The sequence below is a fragment of the Georgenia subflava genome, assembly GCF_009193155.1.
Taxonomy (GTDB): Bacteria; Actinomycetota; Actinomycetes; order Actinomycetales; family Actinomycetaceae; genus Georgenia; species Georgenia subflava.
In genome coordinates, this window is the sequence record NZ_VUKD01000001.1 from 628,582 (window position 1) to 647,405 (window position 18,824).

Below are 18,824 nucleotides of genomic sequence, written 5' to 3' on the forward strand. Positions count from 1 at the left end.
AGGAGCAGGATGCCGGGCGCAACGGCACGCGGACGCGCTCCCCGCAAGGCACGCGGAGTGCGCACCGTGAGGGACGCGGACGCGCTCCCCGCGAGGGACGCGGTCGTGCGCACGGTGAGGAACGGCACGTCACCGGGACCGCCTGCGTGGTCGAGAGCGTGCAGAGCTTCAGGTACTCTCGACACCTGAAAGTCCGCCGCGAGGCGTCTTTCTCCAGGAGGATTCGCCTAGTGGCCTATGGCGCACGCTTGGAAAGCGTGTTGGGTTAACGCCCTCGGGGGTTCGAATCCCCCATCCTCCGCTGCCGGCGCACAGCCGGCCCGACGCCCCGAGGACCATCACGGTCGCGGGGCGTTCGTCGTCCTCACGGCCCGCCCGCGCACGGTCGTCCACACGTCGTGACCAAAACGTGACATTCCGCACGGACTCGCGGTAGCGTCACCCTCGCTCCACGATCCCTCCTCGTGGAGCCTCCGGGCGGAATGCCGAGCCCTGCCGTCGTCCGGGGCCCTCGAACACCTGCGGCAGGGGCGGAGGACCCACGTGTACGGGCCCGGGAGACCGGGTCCTCGGGGTGAAGTGCGGCCAAGGACGGTCGCGCCGGGCGTTCTCCCGTCCGAACCCGACAGCTGACTCCGCAGGCAGCCAGGAGAGGTACGCCTGTGCCGACCAAGATCTCCGGAGCGCGTCATCGCGCCGCCCGCCGACCCGCCGCCCAGCTGTTCTCGCTCGTGCCCGGTCCCGCCACCCGGCGCGGCCTGCTGACCGTCGCCTCCTCCAGTCTCGTGCTGACCATGGCGGCGACCACCGCCACCGCCGCCCCGACGGCCACCATGCGTCCGCGCGCCGACGTCACAACGATCAGCGCGGACGCCGTGTCCGCGATGGTGACCGGCGTGCGCGTGAGCATCCCGACCGACATCACGTGGTCGGTCGACGCGATCGCCACCGCCGAGGCCACGCCTCCCCCGCCGCCACCGCCGCCGCCGGTACCCGAGCCGGTGGTCGAGGCCGTGCGCGAGGCGCCTGCCGCGTCGCGCTCCGCCGAGCGGGCCGAGCTGGCGCCGGCACCCGCCGCCGAACCGGCACCCGCCGCGGAACCAGCCCCGGCCGCCGCACCTGCCCCGCCACCCCCACCGGCACCGGCGGCCTCCGCGTCGGCGATCGTGAACATCGCGCGCCAGTACATCGGCACCCCGTACGCGTACGGCGGCGCCACCCCTGCCGGGTTCGACTGCTCGGGCTTCACCCAGTACGTCTTCGCCCAGGTCGGGATCTCCCTGCCGCGCTCCTCCTCGGCGCAGCGGAACGCGGGCACCGTGGTCTCGGCAGCCGAGGCCCGTCCGGGCGACCTGGTCTGGGGACCTGGGCACGTCGGCATCTACACCGGCGGCGGCAACCACATCGCCGCACGCAACCCCGGCACCCCGCTGCACGAGTCGCCGATCTACCTGGCGAACCCGGTGTTCATCCGCGTGGGCTGACAGACCCCTCTCGACGGCGCTCGGCCGGGTTCCGCGCACCACGCGGGTCCCGGGCCGGCCCGGCGAGGGGCCGTGCACCACGTGGCACGCGCCCCTAGGATCGACGGGTGATGTTCAAGGCCGTGGGCGACGGGCGCCCGTATCCGGACCACGGACTGAGCACACCTCGCGACTGGGCGCCGATCCCGCCGCGGCAGGTGCGCCTCGACCAGCTCGTGACGACCAAGAGCCAGCTCGACCTGCGCTCGCTGCTGTCCTCGGACTCGACGTTCTACGGTGACCTGTTCGCCCACGTCGTCTCGTGGCGCGGCGAGCTCTACCTCGAGGACGGCCTGCACCGGGCCCTGCGCGCGGCGCTGCAGCAGCGTCTCGTCCTGCACGCGCGGATCCTCGAGCTCGACGACGCGGGCGTCCCCGTCCCGCCGGCCTGACTCGGCTACCGTGCCTCCTGTGACAGCCCCCTCCACGAACGACGTCGAGCAGCGCCGCGCAGCCAGGCGACGTCGGCTGCAGCAGCGCCAGACCGTCATCTTCGGTGGGCTCATCACGGTCCTGCTGGTGATCGGTCTCGTCGCGGCGGCGATGTGGAGCGGCCTGCTCCCGGCGCCGTTCACGCGCGAGTTCAGCAGCGAGGAACCAACCGAGCAGCAGATCCAGCAGCCCTGCCTCCCCGAGGGGGCGGTCCCGCTGGAGCTCGCCTCCATCACGGCGAACGTCTACAACGGCACCGACCGGTCGGGTCTCGCGGCCGCGACGGGCAGTGCGTTGGGCCAGGTCGGGGTGCTGGTCAACCAGCAGGCGAACTGGCCAGGCGGCTCCTACCCCGGCGTCGTGCAGATCGTGGCAGGCCCGATCGGCGTCACAGCCGCCTACTCCCTCGCGCGCCTCTTCCCGGGGTCGGTCGTCACCCTCGAGTCAACGCGTGCCGACGAGAGCGTCGACGTCGTCCTGGGTGGCGGCTACGAGGCCATGCTGGCCGCCGACGAGATCGCCGCTCTTGACCCCGCAGCCCCGTTGACCGCACCGGAGGACTGCACCCCCGTGACCCAGCCCACGGCCGGGGAGCCGACCGAGGCGCCGGCCCAGGGCTGACGGATCACGGCCCCCGGCCGGCGCGCACGGCCATGGCCGGCGCGCCGCCCCGAGGCCGACGCCGCTGTCAGCGCTGGGGCTCACCTCGGTTCAGCTCGGCCATGGCCGGCGCGCCGCCCCGAGGCTGACGCCGCCGTCAGTGCTGCGGCTCACCTCGGTTCAGCTCGGTCCCCGCCGGTGCCGAGGCGGGGCTCGCCGCCTCCTGGCTCGTGCCGCGGGCCCGGGCGATCTGACGCATCACGTGATAGATGATGATCGCCGCCGCCGAGCCGAGCGCGATGCCCTCGAACCGGGTCTCCCCGATCACCCAGGTGTAGTTGGCGATGCCGATGACGATCGCGATGGCCGCGGTGTTGAGGTTCACCGGGTCGGAGAAGTCGACGCGGTTCTGCACCCAGATGCGCACGCCGAGCGTGCCGATCATTCCGTAGAGCACCGTCGCTGCCCCGCCGAGCACCCCGGTCGGGATGGTGGCGATGACCTCGCCGAACTTCGGCGACATGCTCAGCGCGAACGCGACGACGGCGGCCACCAGGTAGGCGGCGGTGGAGTAGACGCGGGTCGCGGCCATCACGCCGATGTTCTCGGCGTAGGTGGTGGTGCCAGAACCGCCGCCGGCGCCGGCGAGCACGGTCGAGAGGCCGTCGGCGAAGAGTGCGCGGCCCGTGACGTCGTCGAGGTTCTGCCCGGTCATCGCCGAGACGGACTTCACGTGCCCGACGTTCTCGGCGACCAGGACGAGCACAACCGGCAGGAAGAGCCCGAGCAGGGCGGGCTCGAACGTCGGCGTGGTGAACTCCGGCAGCCCGAACCACGCGGCCTCGCCGATCTTGCTCGTGTCGACCTCGTCGCGGATCCAGGCGGTGGCATAGCCGACCAGGACGCCGAGCAGGATCGAGAGCCGGCCGAGGATGCCTCGGAACAGCACGGTGATGAGCACGATCGCGGCGATCGTCACCAGCGCCGTGAACGGGGCCGCCTGGACGTTCGTCCACGCGGTCGGGGCGAGGTTCAGTCCGATGAGGGCCACGATCGCGCCGGTGACGATCGGTGGCATGACGATGTCGATCCAGCGTGCGCCGGCGAAGTGCACCACCAGACCCACGATCGCGAGCAGCGCACCGACGGCGACCACGCCGCCGAGCGCCGAGGACATCCCGTCCGAGGCCGTCGCCGCGGTGATCGGCGCGATGAGCGCGAAGCTCGAACCGAGGTAGCTGGGCACCCGGCCGGCGGTAATGATGAGGAAGAGCACCGTGCCGATGGCGGAGAAGAACAGGGTGGTTGCCGGCGGGAACCCGGTGAGCAGCGGCACGAGGAACGTGGCTCCGAACATGGCCACCACGTGCTGGGCGCCGATGCCGATCGTGGCCGGCCAGCTCAGCCGCTCGTCCGGGGCGACGACGGCGCCGGGGGCGAGGCCACGACCGTCACCGTGCACCGTCCATCTGCCGAAACCCTTGCCTGCCATGGCACCTCCCGCTGATCGTCGCTCCAGGCGCCCACCCGGGCGGCTCGGGACCACACGCTAGCGGTCCATGGGGGCGCCTTGGCACGGGGTCCGCGGCGACACGGTCGTGCGGCGGCCAGGCTCCGACGCCGTCCGCCGTCCGCCGTCAGCCGTCCGCCGTCAGCCGTCAGCCGTCAGCCGTCAGCCGTCAGCCCATCAGCCGTCAGCCGTCAGCCGTCAGCCCATCAGCCGTCAGCCGTCGGCCGTGACCGTCAACCGATCAGGACGCCAGCGATTGCGGCGCTCATGAGGTTACCGAGCGTGCCGGCGAGCACGGCCCGCATCCCGAGCCGGGCGATGTCGGACCGGCGGTCCGGGGCGATGCCGCCGAGCCCGCCGAGCAGGATCGCCAGCGAACCGAGGTTGGCGAACCCGGTCAGCGCGAAGGTGATCACGGCCTGCGCCTTGTCCGAGAAGTCCCCCGCCTGGGGTGCGAAGTCGGCGAAGGCCACGAACTCGTTGAGGATCACCTTCTGGCCCAGGAAGCTCCCCGCGTCGACGGCCTCCGCCCACGGCACGCCGACGATGAACATCACGGGGGCGAAGACGTAGCCGAGGATCTGCTCGATCGTGACGTCCAGCCCGAAGATCCCGCCGACGGCTCCCAGGATGAGGTTGCCGAGGGCGATCAACGAGATGAACGCCAGCAGCATCGCGCCCACGTTCAGCGCCAGCTGCAACCCGTCCGAGGCGCCCTGGGCCGCCGCGTCGATGACGTTGGTCGGGCCGTCGTCGTCCTCGTCCTCGTCAGTCTCGACGGCGGAGCCGGGGCCGCCGCGCCGGGCGAGCTCGGCCGTGGCCGCAGACGAGGCCCCACGCCGGCCACCGTTCAGCAGCCAGGCGCGCACCCCCGGCCGGGTCAGCTCCGGCTGCTCGGCGCTCGCAGCACCGGGTGCCACCGCCACCGCGGCCGGGTTCTCTCTCGCGGCGGCCGGGTTCTGCGCCACGGCGGCCGGGTTCTGCGCCTCGGCGGCCGGGTTCTCCGTCGCGGCGGCCGGACTCTCCTCCAAGCTCCCTGCGGGGACCAGGATCTTCGCCATGAGCAGGGCCGCCGGCGCGGCCATGAAGCTCGCCGCGATGAGGTAGTCGAGCTCCGCGCCGAGCAGGGCGTACCCGACCAGCACGGAGCCGGCGACGGTGGTCAGGCCTCCTGCCATCACCGCGAACAGCTCCGAGCGGCTCATGCCGGCGATGTAGGGCCGAATCACCAGGGGCGCCTCGGTCTGGCCGACGAAGATGTTCGCGGCGGCGTTCATCGACTCGGACTCGGTGGTGCCGAGAAGCTTGGCCAGGCCGCCACCGATGATCTTCACGACCCACTGCAGGACCCCGAGGTGGTAGAGCACCGCGGTCAGCGCGGCGAAGAACACGATCACCGGCAGCACCTGGAAGGCGAAGACCGACCCCTCCTCGGGCAGGATCGGGCCGAAGAGGAAGTCGATGCCGGCACGGGAGGTGTTGATCACTTCCTGCACGCCCTTGCTGACGGTCTCGAGCACGGCGCGTCCGGCAGGGATATAGAGCACGAGCACCGCGAAGACGACCTGGATCGCGAGCGCCAGCCCTACGGTGCGGAGCCTGATCTTGCGCCGGTCGACCGAGAACAGCACCGCCACTGCCAGGACGAACACCATGCCGCCCAGTCCCCAGAGCACGTGCAGCACGAGATCCTCCTCGATCTGACATTCCGGTCCCGGGCGCACGGTGCGGGCGTGCACCCGCGTCCCACCGTGTCAGAGCGCGCGCACCCGCGCGCGCGGAGCACGGCCTGCGACGACGACGGCGACGCGGCGGCGGCCAAATAGGATCGACCCCGTGAAGCCCTTCCTGCTCCTGGCCACGCGGCCCGAGGACGCCGCCGCGGACAGCGAGTACGAGGCGTTCCTGCGCTACGGCGGTCTGGCCGAGCACGAGCTCGTCCGGATCCGGCTCGACTCCGTGAACCTGCCCCCGGTGGACCTCGACGACTATTCCGGCATCATCGTCGGCGGAAGCCCCTACACCGGGTCGATCCCCACCGAGCACAAGTCGGACACCCAGCGCCGGGTGGAGGCCGAGCTCGCGGGCCTGCTCGACGCCGTCGTCGCCGCCGACTTCCCGTTCCTGGGCGCCTGCTACGGCATCGGCACGCTCGCCCGGCACCAGGGTGCCGCGATCGACGGCACCCACGCCGAGCCGATCAGCGCCCCGACCATCGAGCTCACCGAGGAGGGGGTCGCCGACCCGCTGCTGGCAGGCCTGCCGCGGTTCTTCCGTGCCTTCGTCGGCCACAAGGAGGCCGTCAGCCACCTGCCGGAGCACGCCGTCCTGCTCGCGCGTTCCGAGCTCTGCCCCGTGCAGATGTTCCGTGTCGGCGCGAACCTCTACGGCACGCAGTTCCACCCCGAGCTGGACGTTCCGGGGATCATCGAGCGCATCCGGATCTACCGCGACGCCGGCTACTACGACCCGGCGGAGCAGGAGCAGATCGAGTCCGAGGTCGCCGACGCCGGAGTCGTGGTCCCGCCGCTGCTGATCCGCAACTTCGTCAGCCGCTACGCCCGATGACCACGTCGACCCGCCCGCCACTGGGTGCCGACGAGCTCGCCCGTGCGGTGGCCGAGGTCGCCGACCTCCTGCGCGGGCGACGCACCGTCGCGCTCACCGGAGCCGGCCTCTCCACCGAGGCGGGCCTGCCGGACTACCGCGGCTCGGGCGTGCCGGAGCGCGAACCGATCAGCTACCAGCAGTTCGTGGGGGCCGAGCACTGGCGCCGCTACTGCTGGGCCCGCAACCAGGCGGGCTGGTCCCTGCTCGAGCGGCTGGCGCCGACGGCGGGGCACCGTGCACTCGCCGAGCTGGAGGCCGGCGGGCTCGTCGGCGGGGTGATCACCCAGAACGTCGACCGGCTCCACACCCGGGCCGGCTCGCGCCGCGTGCACGAGCTGCACGGCGCCTACGACCGGGTGGTCTGCCTCGACTGCGGCGACCGCAGCTCCCGCGCCGAGCTGGACGCACGGCTCCGGTCCCTCAACCCGGGGCTGGTTGCCGTCGCCTCGCTCGCGGAGGTCGAGGTGCTGCCGGCCGCCGACGAGTCGCGGGCCATCGTGTGCACCTTCGAGACGGCGCCGTGCGACCGGTGCGGCGGCACGCTCAAGCCCGACGTCGTCTTCTTCGGCGAGCTCCTGCCGGCCGACGAGATGGAACGCTCCTTCGCCCTCGTCGAGGAGAGTGACGTCTTGCTCGTCGCCGGGACGTCGCTCGCGGTGCAGACCGGGATGTGGATGGTCCAGGAGGCGCTCGACCTCGGCCGTGACGTCGTCGTCGTCAACCACGGCCCCACCGCGGCGGACCGGCACGCGACCGTCCGGGTGACCGGCGGCACCGGCGAGGTGCTCGGCGGCGTGGCCGAGCGGCTCGCGCAGGGCGCCTGACTGCCCACGCGGGTCGCCGCCGGACCACCGACGGCTCCCGCCGCACACCGTCGGCCTCTCGAGCTCGTCGAGGCGCGAGGACGAGAGGTTCAGGCGATCTTCTCCAGAGTGGCGCCGGCAGGGACACGGGTGAGGCGAACGGGTACCTGCTGGGCGCACGTCACGGCGACCAGCGCCAGTGCGAGGCCGCTCGCCTGGACGGCCGTGAGGGACTCGTCGAGGACCGCCCAGCCGAGGACGGTGGCGACCAGCGGGGACACCAGCGGCAGGAACGCGACCGCTCCGACGGGCAGCCGGCCGACGCCACGGAACCACAGGACGTAGGCGACCAGGGCACCGACCAGGCCGAGCCACAGATAGCCACCGACGGCGGCGGCGTCGAGCTCGGGCGGAGGGCCCTCGAGCCAGAGCGCGACGGGCAGGATCACGAGTCCGCCCGCGGTGAGCTGCCAGCCGGCGTAGGCGACCGGCCCGGCGGGGCGGCCCCAGCGCTTGCTCAGCACGGTACCGAGCGCCATGGACGTCGTCCCCACGACGCCGGCCAGCACCCCGACGGGGTTGAGCGCCACGGCGGGGCCCAGCACGGCGAGTGCCACGCCGACGACGGCGAGAACGCCCCAGCCGAGTCGCCACCAGGTCGGTCGTTCCCCCAGCAGCGGTAGCGCGAGCGCCGCGATGATCAGCGGGCTCGTCGCCCCGAGGACCGCCGCGATCCCACCGGGCAGCAGGTAGGCGGCCACGAACAGCAGCGGGAAGAAGGCGCCGATGTTCAGGGTTCCGAGCACGAGGCTCCGCCACCACCACGCGCCGCGCGGGAGCGAGCGGCTCAGCGCCAGCGCGATCAGGCCGGCCGGTAGAGCACGGAGCACGCCGGACCACAGCGGGTGCCCGTCCGGCAGGAACAGCGTGGTGGTCGCATACGTCGTGCCCCAGACGACCGGCGCGAGCACCGTCGAGATCGTGAGCGCTCGTGCGGTCGAGGATGGCATCTACATCTCGATTGTTTGATGTCGAAGGGTTCTATCTCGAACAGAGTAGGGTGTTGCTAGGTTCTTCGTCAAACAGTTTGAGATCGAAGGGACGCAACCTCGTGGCCGACCGAGTGAGCGACTATCTGGAGCAGTGGCGGCGGGAGCGGCCGGACCTCGACGCCGCGCCGATGGGGATCGTCGGGCGCATCGCGCGAGCGCAGGAGCTCATCGCCCGGTCGACCCGGGCGTACTTCGCCGCGCACGACCTGCAGTCGGGCGAGTTCGACGTCCTTGCCACGCTGCGGCGCGCGGGCAAACCGTTCACCCTGACGCCCGGCTCGCTGGCGAGGTCGACGATGGTGACGAACGCCGCCATGACGAACCGCCTGGCCCGGCTCGAGGACAAGGGGCTCCTCGCCCGCCGGACCGACACCGAGAATCGGCGCAGCGTCCTGGTCACGCTGACCCCCGAGGGGCTCGCACTGGTCGACGAGGTCGTCGTCGGACACCTGGAGAACGAACGCGCGTTGCTCGCCCCACTCCGCCCGAGCGAGCAGCGCCAGCTCGCCGGCCTGCTCGAGCGCTTCCTCGAGGGGTCCGGCGACTCGTCCGAGACCCGTTCGTAGGGTGAGGTCATGAGCAGCCCGGAACCGACCTCGGTCCGTCGCCCCGGGGCAGGCGACGCCGACGCGATCGCCGCCGTGCAGAACCAGGGCTGGCGCGAGACGTATGCGCAGCTGCTCCCGGAGAGCTTCTACGACGACGCCGCGCTCGAGCGACGCAAGGGCATGTGGCGCCGGCTCGTCGGGCGAGCCGACGACACGACCCGGCTGATGGTCGCCGAGCGGGACGGGACGGTCATCGGCTTCGCGTTCGCGGGCCCGAGCCCCGATGCCGAGCCCGCGCGAGAGCTGCACCTGTTCAGCATCTACGTGCTCGCCGACCACCACGGCACCGGCGCCGGGCAGGCCCTCCTCGACGCGGTGCTCGGCGACGAGGCCGCCCAGCTGTGGGTAGCCCGGGATAACCCGCGCGCGCGAGCCTTCTACCGGCGCAACGGCTTCCACCCGGACGGCACCGAGCAGGTCGACAGCGACCTGAACGATCTGGTCGAGGTACGAATGGTGCGCTGAGTGCCTGCGCGGGCGGCCCGGCGTGGCGTGCGCGACCTTGCCGTCACGGCCGGGCTGCGGACGCCCGGCCCGCGCGGCGGCTCCGGCTTTGTCTCGCATCATGGATGAGGCCGTCCATCAAATGGACAAGGTGAGCTACAGTGCCGCCCCATGAGCACTCCTCAGGCCACCTCGACCCTCTCCGCGGAGGACCGCAGCGCACGCGTCGCGGTCACCCTCTTCCCGGTGCTGATCCTCGCCGGAGCGGCGATCGCGTTCTTCTTCCCGGACACGTTCAGCCCGCTGGGCAGCGCGATCAACACGCTGCTCGGGATCATCATGTTCGGGATGGGCCTGACCCTCACCCTGCCCGACTTCAAGCTCGTGGTCACCCGGCCGCTGCCCGTGCTCCTCGGCGTGATCGCCCAGTACTCGATCATGCCGCTGCTCGGCCTGGGCGTCTCCTGGGTGCTGCAGCTGCCGCCGGAGCTGGCGGCCGGCGTCATCCTGGTGGGCTGCGCGCCCGGCGGGACGTCGTCGAACGTGGTGACGTACCTCGCCAAGGGCGACACCGCCCTGTCGGTGACCATGACCTCGGTCTCCACCCTGCTCGCACCGCTGTTCACGCCGGTCCTCACGCTGTGGCTGGCCGGTCAGTACATGCCGGTCGACGGCGTCGGCATGGCCAAGTCGATCGTGCAGATCGTCCTGCTCCCCGTCGCGCTCGGCCTGATCGTCCGGCTGGCGCTGCCGAGGTTCGTCAACAAGGCCCTGCCCGGGCTGCCGTGGCTCTCGGTCGTCGCGATCACCCTGGTGGTCGTGGCCGTCGTCGCGGGCAGCGCGGAAAAGATCGTCGAGGCCGGGCTGCTCGTGCTGGCGGCGGTCGTGCTGCACAACTGCCTCGGCTACGCGATCGGCTACGGCTTCGCAGCGGTCACCAGGCAGCCGGAGCGCGTCCGCCGCACCGTGGCCGTCGAGGTCGGCATGCAGAACTCCGGTCTCGCCGCCGGCCTGGCGGCGGTGCACTTCAGCCCGCTGGCTGCTCTGCCGGGCGCCGTGTTCTCGGTGTGGCACAACATCTCGGGTGCCATCCTCGCCGCGATCCTGCGCCGTCGTCCGCTGGCCGCCGAGCCGACGCGCGAGCCGGCCGGCATCGCGTCCTGAGCGGACGGGCACAGCGCCGTGCCCACCCTCGGACGGCCCGGCACCGACACCTCGGTGCCGGGCCACCGCCGTCCCTCGTCTCGTCGTCGTGAGGCGGGGACGGCCCATCGCCGAGCCGCCCGCGCCGCTGTGTGCCACAGTTTCGGGGTGACTGACGCTCCTGGACTCGGCGTGCGCCGGACGGTCTCGACCACGCTGCCGACCGCGCACGGCACCTTCGCCATGCACGGGTACGACGGCGCGGGCGGCCTCGGCCACGTCGCCCTGGTGATGGGAGACGTCGCCGACGACGGCCTGGACGGCGTCGCCCCGCTGGTGCGGGTGCACTCGGAGTGCCTGACCGGGGACGCCTTCGGCTCGCGCCGCTGCGACTGCGGCGAGCAGCTCGACGCCGCCCTGGCCACGGTCGCCGCCGAGGGCCGCGGCATGGTGGTCTACGTGCGCGGGCACGAGGGCCGCGGGATCGGCCTGCTCGCCAAGCTCCGCGCGTACGCCCTCCAGGACGCCGGCCTGGACACGGTGGACGCCAACCTCGAGCTCGGCTACCCCGCGGACGCCCGCGAGTACGACGAGGTCGCGGACATCCTGCACGATCTCGGCGCCACCCGGATCCGGCTGCTCTCGTCCAACCCGGAGAAGGCCGAACGACTGGACGCGCTGGGCATCGACGTCGTCGCCCGGCAGACGCTGCCGGTGGCCGACCGGCCCGAGAACTCCTTCTACCTGAGCACCAAGCGCCGGCGCATGCGGCACGACAGCCTCGGGCCCGCGCCGGACGTGTGGTCCGAGCTGGTCGCCGGCAGGGTGCCGGTGCACGCCGTGGCCGGCCCGGACTCCGTGGTGCTGGACCGGTACGCCCCGCTCGTCGCCGCCGGGACCGAGCTGACCGTCGCGCAGCTCGGGCAGAGCCTGGACGGGTTCATCGCCGCCCGGACCGGCGACGCCGAGTTCGTCACCGGCGAGCAGGACCGTGAGCACCTGCACCGGCTGCGGGCGCTGGTCGACGCGGTGGTGGTCGGTGCCGCCACGGTGGTCGCCGACGACCCCCGCCTCACCACCCGGGCGGTGGCCGGCCCGTCACCGGCGCGCGTCGTGCTCGACCCCCGCGCCCGCGTCCCTGCCGGCGCGCGCGTCCTGACCGCCGACGACGCCCCCACCCTGTGGTGCGTGGCCCCGGGCGCCGGCGTGCCGGCCGAGATGCCGGGGCACGTCGAGGTGGTTCGGCTGCCCGTCACGGAGGCGGGGTTCGACCCGGCCGCGGTGCTGGAGCTGCTGCGGTCCCGGGGGCTGGGCCGCGTGCTCGTCGAGGGCGGCGGCCGGCTCGTCTCGGCCTTCCTCACCGCGGGGCTGCTGGACCGCCTGTTCCTCACGACGGCGCCGCTGCTCATCGGCGACGGCGTCCCCGGGATCCGGTTCGACGGCTCCGACCGGCTGGCGGACGCGCTCAGCGCCCCGGTGCGCCGGTTCGTCCTGGGCGAGGACGTCTGCACGGAGTTCGACCTGGCGGCCATGCGCACCCCTACGGTGTCGACCGACCAGTCCTGAGACCGGCACCGTCAGCCGAGCGTGTGCAGCCGACGGATCCCGGATCGGTGAGGAATCGGTGCGATAGATGCATCGAACCCTCACCGTTGTCCGGAGATCGCCCCGAGCACCGCCGCCGCCGTGGCGTCCCAGCCGGGGAGCCGGCGACGGCGGTCGACGGCGGTGCGGCGCCAGGCGTGCCGCAGCTCGGGATCGGTCAGCCAGGTACGCAGCACCTCCGCGAGCGTCTCCGGATCGCCCGGTGCCACCGCGCAGCCCGGCAGCGAGCCCTCGAACGGCAACCAGCCGTGGGAAGAGCTCTCCGCCGGCAGCCAACCGCGGGGAGAGTTCTCCCCCGGCAGCCAGCCGCGGGGAGAGCTCTCGAACGGCATCTTTCGACCAGGCGGGGAGGCTGCCGGCGCTGACGCAACGCTGTCGTCCCTGCCGAGCTCGGCCGACGAGCCCATGCCGAGGGCCTCCACCGCTCCGGTACCGGCAGGCACGACGGCGGGCACTCCGTGCGCCAGCGCCTCCAGCACCACCAGACCGAAGGTCTCCGTACGGGAGGGGAGCACGAGCAGGTCGGCGTCGGCCCACTGGGTCGCCAGCGCGGCGCCCTCGAGCGTCCCGGGCAGCAGCACCCGGTCGCCGAGACCGAGCGTGGCGACCACCGCACGAACGCGCGCGGCGTAGTCGGGAGCCACCTCCGGCGAGCCCACCAGGCTCGCCGACCAGTCCAGGTCCGCCACGCGGGCCAGCGCGCGGACGAGCGTCAGCGGGTCCTTGGTCGCGGTGAGGTTCGCGACGGCGAGGATGCGCGGCGGCGTCGAGCCGCCGGACAGCGGTGCCGGCGATGCACCCGGCCGGGCGACGTGCACGTGCGTCAGCCCGTGACGGACGCTCAGGTCCGCGGCCGCGCCCCGGCTGGTGGCAACCACCGCGGTCGCCGCCCGTAGGGCACGCCCCTCGGCCTCCTCGCGACGGGCGCGCTCGACGGTTCCCAGCCCCGTCTCGTCGGCCACCGCCATGTGGACGAGCACGCAGACCCGGTGGCCCGCCGCGACCGCGGCGCCCACGGGCCCCGGCGCCCCGCTCGCCACGACGCCGTCCACGAGGCTCAGCGGCTGCGCGGCGAGCACGTGCCCGAGCTCGCGGAGGTCCTGCTCCCCGGGCGTGGGCCAGGAGCCCGGCAGCGCCCGGACGGTGACGTCGGTACCCGCCCGGCGCAGCGCCGCGACGAGCTCGCGGTCGTAGGTGTTGCCCCCGCTCGGACCCGTGCGGTCCCAGGTCACGAAGTCCAGCCGCTCGAGCATCACGGCCACCCTGCCGCGGGGCTCACAGCTCGCGGCTGTACGTCGCCCACGCGTCGGGATGCTCGCGCAGGGTGACCTCCAGGCCCGCGTACGTCCCGACCACCAGCCGGGCGGCGACGCGCTCGGCCACGAGCCGGGCGAGCGCCTCGGTGGTGGTGAGGGTGCCCGCGAGATCGGGGTGCTCGTCGAGGTTGGAGTAGTCCAGGTCCGCGATGGCGTCCTTGAGCAGGCCGGTCGCCTCGCCGATGTCCATCACGATCGCCTCGGGACCGAGCTCCGCGCGCCGGATCGTCAGCTCCACCACGAAGGTCGCGCCGTGCAGGCCCTGCGCGGGACCGAACGCCGGGTGGGGCAGGGAATGGGCGATCATCATGTGGTCGCGCACGGTGAGGGCGAACATCAGGCTCCTTCGGGGTAGACGATTACGTGGCACATCGCTCCGTCACCGGCGTAGAGCCGCTCCATGGTGGCCGGGAGATCGGCGAAGTCGGAGCGGCCGGTGAGGAAGGTGTCGAAGACCGGGTCGGCGAGCTGCCGCATCGCCAGGGCGAGGCGGTCCGCCGTCGTGCGGCGTGCCCGCCTGGACGCGGCGACGGCGCCCACCTGGCTGGCGCGCAGGCTCAGGCGGCGAGCGTGGAACGTCCCGCCGAGCGGCACGCGCGGCGCGGCGGTGCCGTACCAGCTCATCTCGACGAGCTCGCCCTCGTCGCCGAGCAGCTCGAGACCGCGGGCCAGGCCGGCCTCGGAGGCGGAGCAGTGGATCACCAGGTCGCAGTCGCCGGCGGCGTCCTCGGGGCGGACCCACTCGACGCCGAGCGCCCGGGCCAGCTCGGCACGCGCGGGGTCGACGTCCACGAGCTGGAGCCGGTCGAGCGGGAAGGAGCGCAGCAGCGCCGTCACCGACGCGCCGATCATCCCGGCCCCGACGACGGCGACCCGGTCGCCGAGCCGCGGGGCCGCGTCCCACAGCGCGTTGACGGCGGTCTCCACGGCCCCGGCGAGCACTGCCCGGTCGGTCGGGACGTCGTCGGGCACGGGCGTCAGCGCGGTCGCCGGCACCACGTAGCGGTCCTGGTGCGGGTGGAGGCAGAACACCCGCCGCCCGACCAGCTCGGCCGGCCCCTCCTCGACGACGCCGACCGAGAGGTAGCCGTACTTCACCGGCCCGGGCAGGTCGCCGTCCTGGAACGGTGCGCGCATGGTCTCGGCCACCTCGGCCGGCACGCGACCGGCGTGCACCAGCATCTCGGTCCCGCGGCTCACGCCGGAGCGCAGCGTGCGCACGAGGGCCTCGTCGGCGGCGGGCTCGCGCGCCGGCTCCGTGCGCAGCTCCCCGCGACGCGGCGCAGTCGTCCAGTACGCGGTCCACATGGGCTCGATTGTGTCGTGCCCGGCCGACGGCGCACCCGGAGCGTGCGGCCGGCCCGGTGGCCGGGATCACCGCGGCCGTGTCGTGCCCGGCCGACGGCGCACCCGGAGCGTGCGACTGCCTCGGTGGCCGGGATCACCGGGGCAGTGTCCCGCCCGGGCGACGCGCGGCGCTGCCGCACGGATACGGTGGTGGTATCCCGTCTGGTGAAGGAAGCAGCCCCGTATGAACGTGCCCGAGGAGCTCCTCGACGTCCGTGCCGTCGCGTTCGACGTGGACGGCACGCTCGCTGGGACGGACCACCGCGTCACGGTGCGCACGCTCCGGGCCCTGGCCGACCTGCGGGCCGCCGGCGTCGAGCCGATCGTCATCACCGGGCGGATCCTCAGCGAGGCCCTGGCGATCTTCGCCGGCGCCGGGATCGACGGCCACGCGGTCGCGTCCAACGGCGCGGTCGCCGTCGACACCCGCAAGACCGTGCCGCTGCACACGGCCACCCTGCCGGAGGTGGAGGCGCGCGCCGTCGTCGGCTTCTGCGACGGCCGCCCGATCGAACCGAGCCTGTTCACCGCGGACGCGATGGTGGTGCCCGAGGGCAGCCTCGTCTACGACCTCCTCCGCGAGGTCAACCCCGACTCGACGACGCTCGCGGTCCCCCGCGACGCGCTGCCGTACACCTCGACGATGAAGGCGGCGATCATCGGGGAACCCGCGACCCTGGATGCCCTCGACGGCGAGATCCGGGCGGCGTTCCCGCGGATGACCCGGTCGATGGACACGGTCTTCGACCTCAGCCCGAGCGACGCCGACAAGTGGGTGGCGCTGCAGGTGGTGCTCGCGGACGTCGGGCTGGACCCCGCCGAGGTGGCCGGGGTCGGCGACGGCGAGAACGACCTGGTGTGGCTCTCGCAGGTCGGCTTCCCGGTCGCCATGGGCAACGCCCGCTCCGCCGTGCGCGACCTGGCCCGCCTGCACATCGGGCACCACGGCGAGGAGGCGGTGGCCGAGCTGGTCGAGGCGCTGCTCGCGGCGCGGACCGCCCGCCCCGCCTGACCCGAGACCTTGCCGTTGTGCCGGTCGTCCGCCAAGATCTGCGCACCCGCAACGGCGCGGGCGACGCGGCGCGGGGGGCTCCGACGCGCAGGACGAGAGGATCGCCATGGTCGACGTCGTACGCTCCGCAGCTCCCGTCGGGTCCCGGCTGGTGCTGGCCGGAGCAGTGCTCTATCTCCTCGAGTGGGTGGCGATCCTCACCGCCGACTCGGGCGTCCTGCCGGCCCCGCCGGACTCAGCCCCGGAGGAGACCCTGGCGCTCTACGCCGGGGAGGCGGGCGCACTCGGGTTCATGGCCGGGTGGTTCAGTCTCGTCCTGATAGGGCGTGTGCTGGTGGTGATCGGCATCCGCTCGGTGCTGCGGGCGAGCGGACACGCCCACCCGTTGATGGACCTCGCTGTCGCGGCGATGCTGCTCGGCGTCGTCCTGGAGGTCACCGCCTACGGCCTCGCCGCTGCCGCCGCGGTGGCCGCCGACGGCGGCGCGGCCGTTGCCGTCGTCGCCCTGGACGCCGGGTCGAGCGTCGTGAACACGCTGCTCTACGGGCCGACCGGAATGGCCCTCGTCATCACGGTGTGGGCGATGTGGCGAACGCGCGACTTCCCGGTGGCCCTGCACGTGCTCGGCCTCCTGGCCGGGCTCTCGGCGGTGGCCGCGGCCCTGGCGTCGGCGCCCTCGATGCGCGAGCTGCAGGACACTCTCTCGTTCGGCGCGTTCCTCATGTGGATATGGATGCTGTGGACAGGCGTGCTGCTGTGGCGGCGGCGCTCACGCCATGCCTCCGGTGCGGCCGTCGGGGCGCGGCTCGCGTGACGAGCGCCGTCGATGGGTGCCTCGCGTGACGAGCGCCGCGGAAGGGCCGCGGAAGGCTTGCCCGGGGAGCGCGACCAGGCGCGACCGGCGGGCGACATGACGAGAGGCCCGGCAACCGCTGGTCTCCAACGGTTCCCGGGCCTCTCGGCCGGCGGTAGCGGTGGGATTTGAACCCACGGAGGCTGTTAACCTCACACGCTTTCGAGGCGTGCTCCTTAGGCCGCTCGGACACGCTACCTCGCCGGGTGATGCTACCTGCCGGGCGTCCGGCGTCCCAAACCGGCCGGCAGTGCGACTCCTCACGCCCGCCCTTCCGTCCCCGCTACCTCGGGGGTAGCGTCGCGAGCACAGTCCCTGCTCGAGGAGGAGCTATGGCCACCACCATCCCGGGTTACGACTACGACGCCGCCGCGCCGTCGCCGGTGTCCGCAGAGGAGCTGCAGCAGCTCCGGGAGAACGTCCTCTTCGGGCCGGACGACGAGGTCGCCCTGAAGCAGGCGGGAGACGTGCTCTCCGACCAGGTCGAGGACGTCCTGGACGTCTGGTACGACTTCGTCGGCAGCCACCGCCATCTGCTCCACCCGTTCACGGGTGCCGACGGCGAGCCCCACGACGACTACCTCGCGCGGGTGCGCACCCGCTTCGGCCAGTGGATCCGCGACACCTGCGAGCGCCCGTACGACGCGAGGTGGCTGGCCTACCAAGAGGAGATCGCCCTGCGGCACACGCCGGCGCGGAAGAACCGGACCGACGCCGTGGAGTCCACCTCCTACGTGCCGCTGCGGCACGTCATCACGCTGATCTACCCGATCACCGCCACGATCCGGCCGTTCCTGGAGAAGTCGGGGCTGCCGGCCGAGACGGTCGAGGCGATGCACGAGGCCTGGCGGAAGTCGGTGATCCTGCAGGTCGCCCTGTGGTCGCGGCCGTACGCGGCGCAGCTGTGGTGAGCGCGCGCCCTGGCAGGATGGCCGGATGACGACGACGCCTCCCACGCCCGAGTTCATCGCCGGCCTGCCCAAGGCCGAGCTGCACCTGCACCTCGAGGGCACGCTCGAGCCCGAGCTCAAGCTCCAGCTGGCCGCGCGCAACGGGATCGAGCTCGACCAGAAGAGCGTCGAGGAGGTCCGGGCGACCTACGAGTTCGACTCCCTCGCTAGCTTCCTCGCCGTGTACTACCCGGCGATGAACGTCCTGCAGACCGAGCGGGACTTCTACGACCTCGCCCACGCCTACCTCCAGCGCGCCGCCGCGGAGGGAGTCCGCCATGCCGAGATGTTCTTCGACCCGCAGGCCCACACGAGCCGCGGCGTGCCATTCGAGGCAGTCGTCACCGGCTACCACCGCGCCACCGTCGACGCCAGGGACTCGCTCGGGATCTCCTCCGCACTGATCCTGTGCTTCCTGCGGGACCACTCCGCCGAGAGCGCCGCCGAGACCCTGGAGGCCTCGGTCCCCTTCCGCGACCTCATCGTCGGTGTCGGGCTCGACTCCGACGAGCGCGACAACCCGCCGTCGAAGTTCGCCGAGTCGTTCGCCCGGGCCCGCGAGCTCGGCTACCGGCTCACGATGCACTGCGACATCGACCAGGTCGGCAGCATCGAGAACATCCGTCAGGTCCTCGAGGACATCGGCGTCGACCGCATCGACCACGGCACCAACGTCGTCGAGGACCCCCGCCTGGTCGACGCCGTCCGCGAGCGAGGTCTGGGCCTGACCTGCTGCCCGGTCTCGAACAGCTTCGTCACCGACGACATGAAGGCCACCGAGATCGTCGACCTGCTGCGCCAGGGAGTGAAGGTGACGGTCAACTCCGACGACCCGGCGTACTTCGGCGCCTACGTCGCGGGCAACTACGAGGCGCTCGCGGCGAAGGCCGGCCTCTCGCGCGACGACGTCGTGCAGCTCGCCCGCAACTCCTTCGAGGCGTCGTGGCTCGACGACGCCGACAAGGCTCGGTACCTCGCCGAGATCGACGAGTACGTCGCCCGGGCCTGAGGATCCC

At 72.9% G+C, this 18,824-nt stretch carries 19 protein-coding genes, 2 tRNA genes and 1 riboswitch; of the genes, 14 read left to right on the forward strand and 7 right to left on the reverse strand.

Annotation, left to right across the window (positions count from 1 at the left end; all coding sequences use genetic code 11):
• Positions 1 to 216 precede the first annotated feature (216 nt).
• The 4 genes from GD748_RS02855 to GD748_RS02870 all read left to right on the forward strand — a co-directional run bounded on the left by GD748_RS02855 (position 217) and on the right by GD748_RS02870 (position 2,576).
• Positions 217 to 301: transfer RNA gene (locus GD748_RS02855), tRNA-Ser, on the forward strand.
• 209 nt (positions 302 to 510) lie between these two features.
• Positions 511 to 659, forward strand: a riboswitch (cyclic di-AMP (ydaO/yuaA leader).
• A gap of 3 nt (positions 660 to 662) precedes the next feature.
• Positions 663 to 1,484: a C40 family peptidase gene (locus tag GD748_RS02860; RefSeq protein WP_152193672.1), complete on the forward strand. Its 822-nt coding sequence runs from the start codon at positions 663 to 665 to the stop codon at positions 1,482 to 1,484.
• Positions 1,485 to 1,591: 107 nt separating this feature from the next.
• Positions 1,592 to 1,915 (forward strand): type II toxin-antitoxin system VapB family antitoxin, encoded by a 324-nt coding sequence (locus GD748_RS02865; RefSeq protein WP_152193673.1) that lies wholly within the window; start codon positions 1,592 to 1,594, stop codon positions 1,913 to 1,915.
• A 19-nt stretch (positions 1,916 to 1,934) separates the two neighbouring features.
• Positions 1,935 to 2,576: a LytR C-terminal domain-containing protein gene (locus tag GD748_RS02870; protein WP_152193674.1), complete on the forward strand. Its 642-nt coding sequence runs from the start codon at positions 1,935 to 1,937 to the stop codon at positions 2,574 to 2,576.
• A 136-nt stretch (positions 2,577 to 2,712) separates the two neighbouring features.
• Here GD748_RS02870 and GD748_RS02875 read toward each other — a convergent pair whose 3' ends face one another.
• Positions 2,713 to 4,047 carry a uracil-xanthine permease family protein gene (locus GD748_RS02875; protein ID WP_152193675.1) on the reverse strand — a complete coding sequence of 445 codons (1,335 nt, stop codon included), beginning with the start codon at positions 4,045 to 4,047 and terminating at the stop codon, positions 2,713 to 2,715.
• 251 nt (positions 4,048 to 4,298) lie between these two features.
• Positions 4,299 to 5,747, reverse strand: coding sequence for a NupC/NupG family nucleoside CNT transporter (locus GD748_RS02880; protein ID WP_227659347.1), 1,449 nt, complete (start codon positions 5,745 to 5,747; stop codon positions 4,299 to 4,301).
• Between the two features lie 154 nt (positions 5,748 to 5,901).
• Here GD748_RS02880 and GD748_RS02885 point away from each other — a divergent pair, with 154 nt between their 5' ends.
• Both GD748_RS02885 and GD748_RS02890 read left to right on the forward strand, forming a co-directional pair.
• Positions 5,902 to 6,633 (forward strand): glutamine amidotransferase, encoded by a 732-nt coding sequence (locus tag GD748_RS02885; protein ID WP_152193676.1) that lies wholly within the window; start codon positions 5,902 to 5,904, stop codon positions 6,631 to 6,633.
• Positions 6,630 to 7,499, forward strand: coding sequence for a Sir2 family NAD-dependent protein deacetylase (locus GD748_RS02890; RefSeq protein ID WP_152193677.1), 870 nt, complete (start codon positions 6,630 to 6,632; stop codon positions 7,497 to 7,499). The genes GD748_RS02885 and GD748_RS02890 overlap by 4 nt, the downstream gene beginning before the upstream one ends.
• An 89-nt stretch (positions 7,500 to 7,588) precedes the next feature.
• On the opposite strand, the gene GD748_RS02895 is transcribed toward GD748_RS02890, so the two are convergent.
• A complete protein-coding gene (locus tag GD748_RS02895) occupies positions 7,589 to 8,488 on the reverse strand; it encodes an EamA family transporter (protein WP_152193678.1) in 900 nt (299 codons plus the stop codon).
• A gap of 113 nt (positions 8,489 to 8,601) precedes the next feature.
• Here GD748_RS02895 and GD748_RS02900 point away from each other — a divergent pair, with 113 nt between their 5' ends.
• From GD748_RS02900 to ribA, 4 genes are all read left to right on the forward strand, one after another.
• Positions 8,602 to 9,096 carry a MarR family winged helix-turn-helix transcriptional regulator gene (locus tag GD748_RS02900; protein WP_226920686.1) on the forward strand — a complete coding sequence of 165 codons (495 nt, stop codon included), beginning with the start codon at positions 8,602 to 8,604 and terminating at the stop codon, positions 9,094 to 9,096.
• Positions 9,097 to 9,105: 9 nt separating this feature from the next.
• Complete coding sequence (locus GD748_RS02905; protein ID WP_152193680.1) at positions 9,106 to 9,603, forward strand: GNAT family N-acetyltransferase; 498 nt, start codon at positions 9,106 to 9,108, stop codon at positions 9,601 to 9,603.
• Positions 9,604 to 9,753: 150 nt separating this feature from the next.
• Positions 9,754 to 10,746, forward strand: a complete 993-nt coding sequence (locus tag GD748_RS02910; RefSeq protein ID WP_152193681.1) for a bile acid:sodium symporter family protein — start codon at positions 9,754 to 9,756, stop codon at positions 10,744 to 10,746.
• Positions 10,747 to 10,893: 147 nt separating this feature from the next.
• Positions 10,894 to 12,291, forward strand: coding sequence for a GTP cyclohydrolase II (gene ribA / locus GD748_RS02915; protein ID WP_226920687.1), 1,398 nt, complete (start codon positions 10,894 to 10,896; stop codon positions 12,289 to 12,291).
• Between the two features lie 80 nt (positions 12,292 to 12,371).
• Here the strand turns inward: ribA and GD748_RS02920 are convergent, their stop codons facing one another.
• Genes GD748_RS02920 through GD748_RS02930 form a run of 3 tightly spaced genes read right to left on the reverse strand, consistent with a single transcriptional unit; the run spans position 12,372 to position 14,954 of the window.
• Complete coding sequence (locus tag GD748_RS02920; protein WP_152193682.1) at positions 12,372 to 13,583, reverse strand: glycosyltransferase family 4 protein; 1,212 nt, start codon at positions 13,581 to 13,583, stop codon at positions 12,372 to 12,374.
• A gap of 22 nt (positions 13,584 to 13,605) precedes the next feature.
• Entirely contained in the window at positions 13,606 to 13,983 is a 378-nt protein-coding gene (locus GD748_RS02925; RefSeq protein ID WP_152193683.1) for a 6-pyruvoyl trahydropterin synthase family protein, read from the reverse strand.
• On the reverse strand, positions 13,983 to 14,954 hold the full coding sequence (locus GD748_RS02930) for a zinc-dependent alcohol dehydrogenase (protein ID WP_152193684.1): 972 nt from the start codon (positions 14,952 to 14,954) through the stop codon (positions 13,983 to 13,985). Before GD748_RS02930 ends, GD748_RS02925 begins: the two co-directional genes overlap by 1 nt.
• A gap of 223 nt (positions 14,955 to 15,177) precedes the next feature.
• On the opposite strand from GD748_RS02930, the gene GD748_RS02935 reads away from it, so the two are divergent.
• A complete protein-coding gene (locus GD748_RS02935; protein WP_152193685.1) occupies positions 15,178 to 16,005 on the forward strand; it encodes an HAD family hydrolase in 828 nt (275 codons plus the stop codon).
• A 106-nt stretch (positions 16,006 to 16,111) separates the two neighbouring features.
• On the forward strand, positions 16,112 to 16,819 hold the full coding sequence (locus GD748_RS02940) for a hypothetical protein (RefSeq protein ID WP_152193686.1): 708 nt from the start codon (positions 16,112 to 16,114) through the stop codon (positions 16,817 to 16,819).
• A 152-nt stretch (positions 16,820 to 16,971) separates the two neighbouring features.
• On the opposite strand, the gene GD748_RS02945 is transcribed toward GD748_RS02940, so the two are convergent.
• Positions 16,972 to 17,057 (reverse strand) — tRNA-Ser (locus tag GD748_RS02945).
• A gap of 133 nt (positions 17,058 to 17,190) precedes the next feature.
• Here GD748_RS02945 and GD748_RS02950 point away from each other — a divergent pair.
• Entirely contained in the window at positions 17,191 to 17,769 is a 579-nt protein-coding gene (locus tag GD748_RS02950) for a protoglobin domain-containing protein (RefSeq protein ID WP_152193687.1), read from the forward strand.
• A gap of 25 nt (positions 17,770 to 17,794) precedes the next feature.
• The gene (locus GD748_RS02955) at positions 17,795 to 18,817 is read left to right on the forward strand and encodes an adenosine deaminase (RefSeq protein ID WP_152193688.1); all 1,023 of its coding nucleotides are present in this window, start codon (positions 17,795 to 17,797) and stop codon (positions 18,815 to 18,817) included.
• The last annotated feature ends 7 nt before the right edge of the window (positions 18,818 to 18,824 follow it).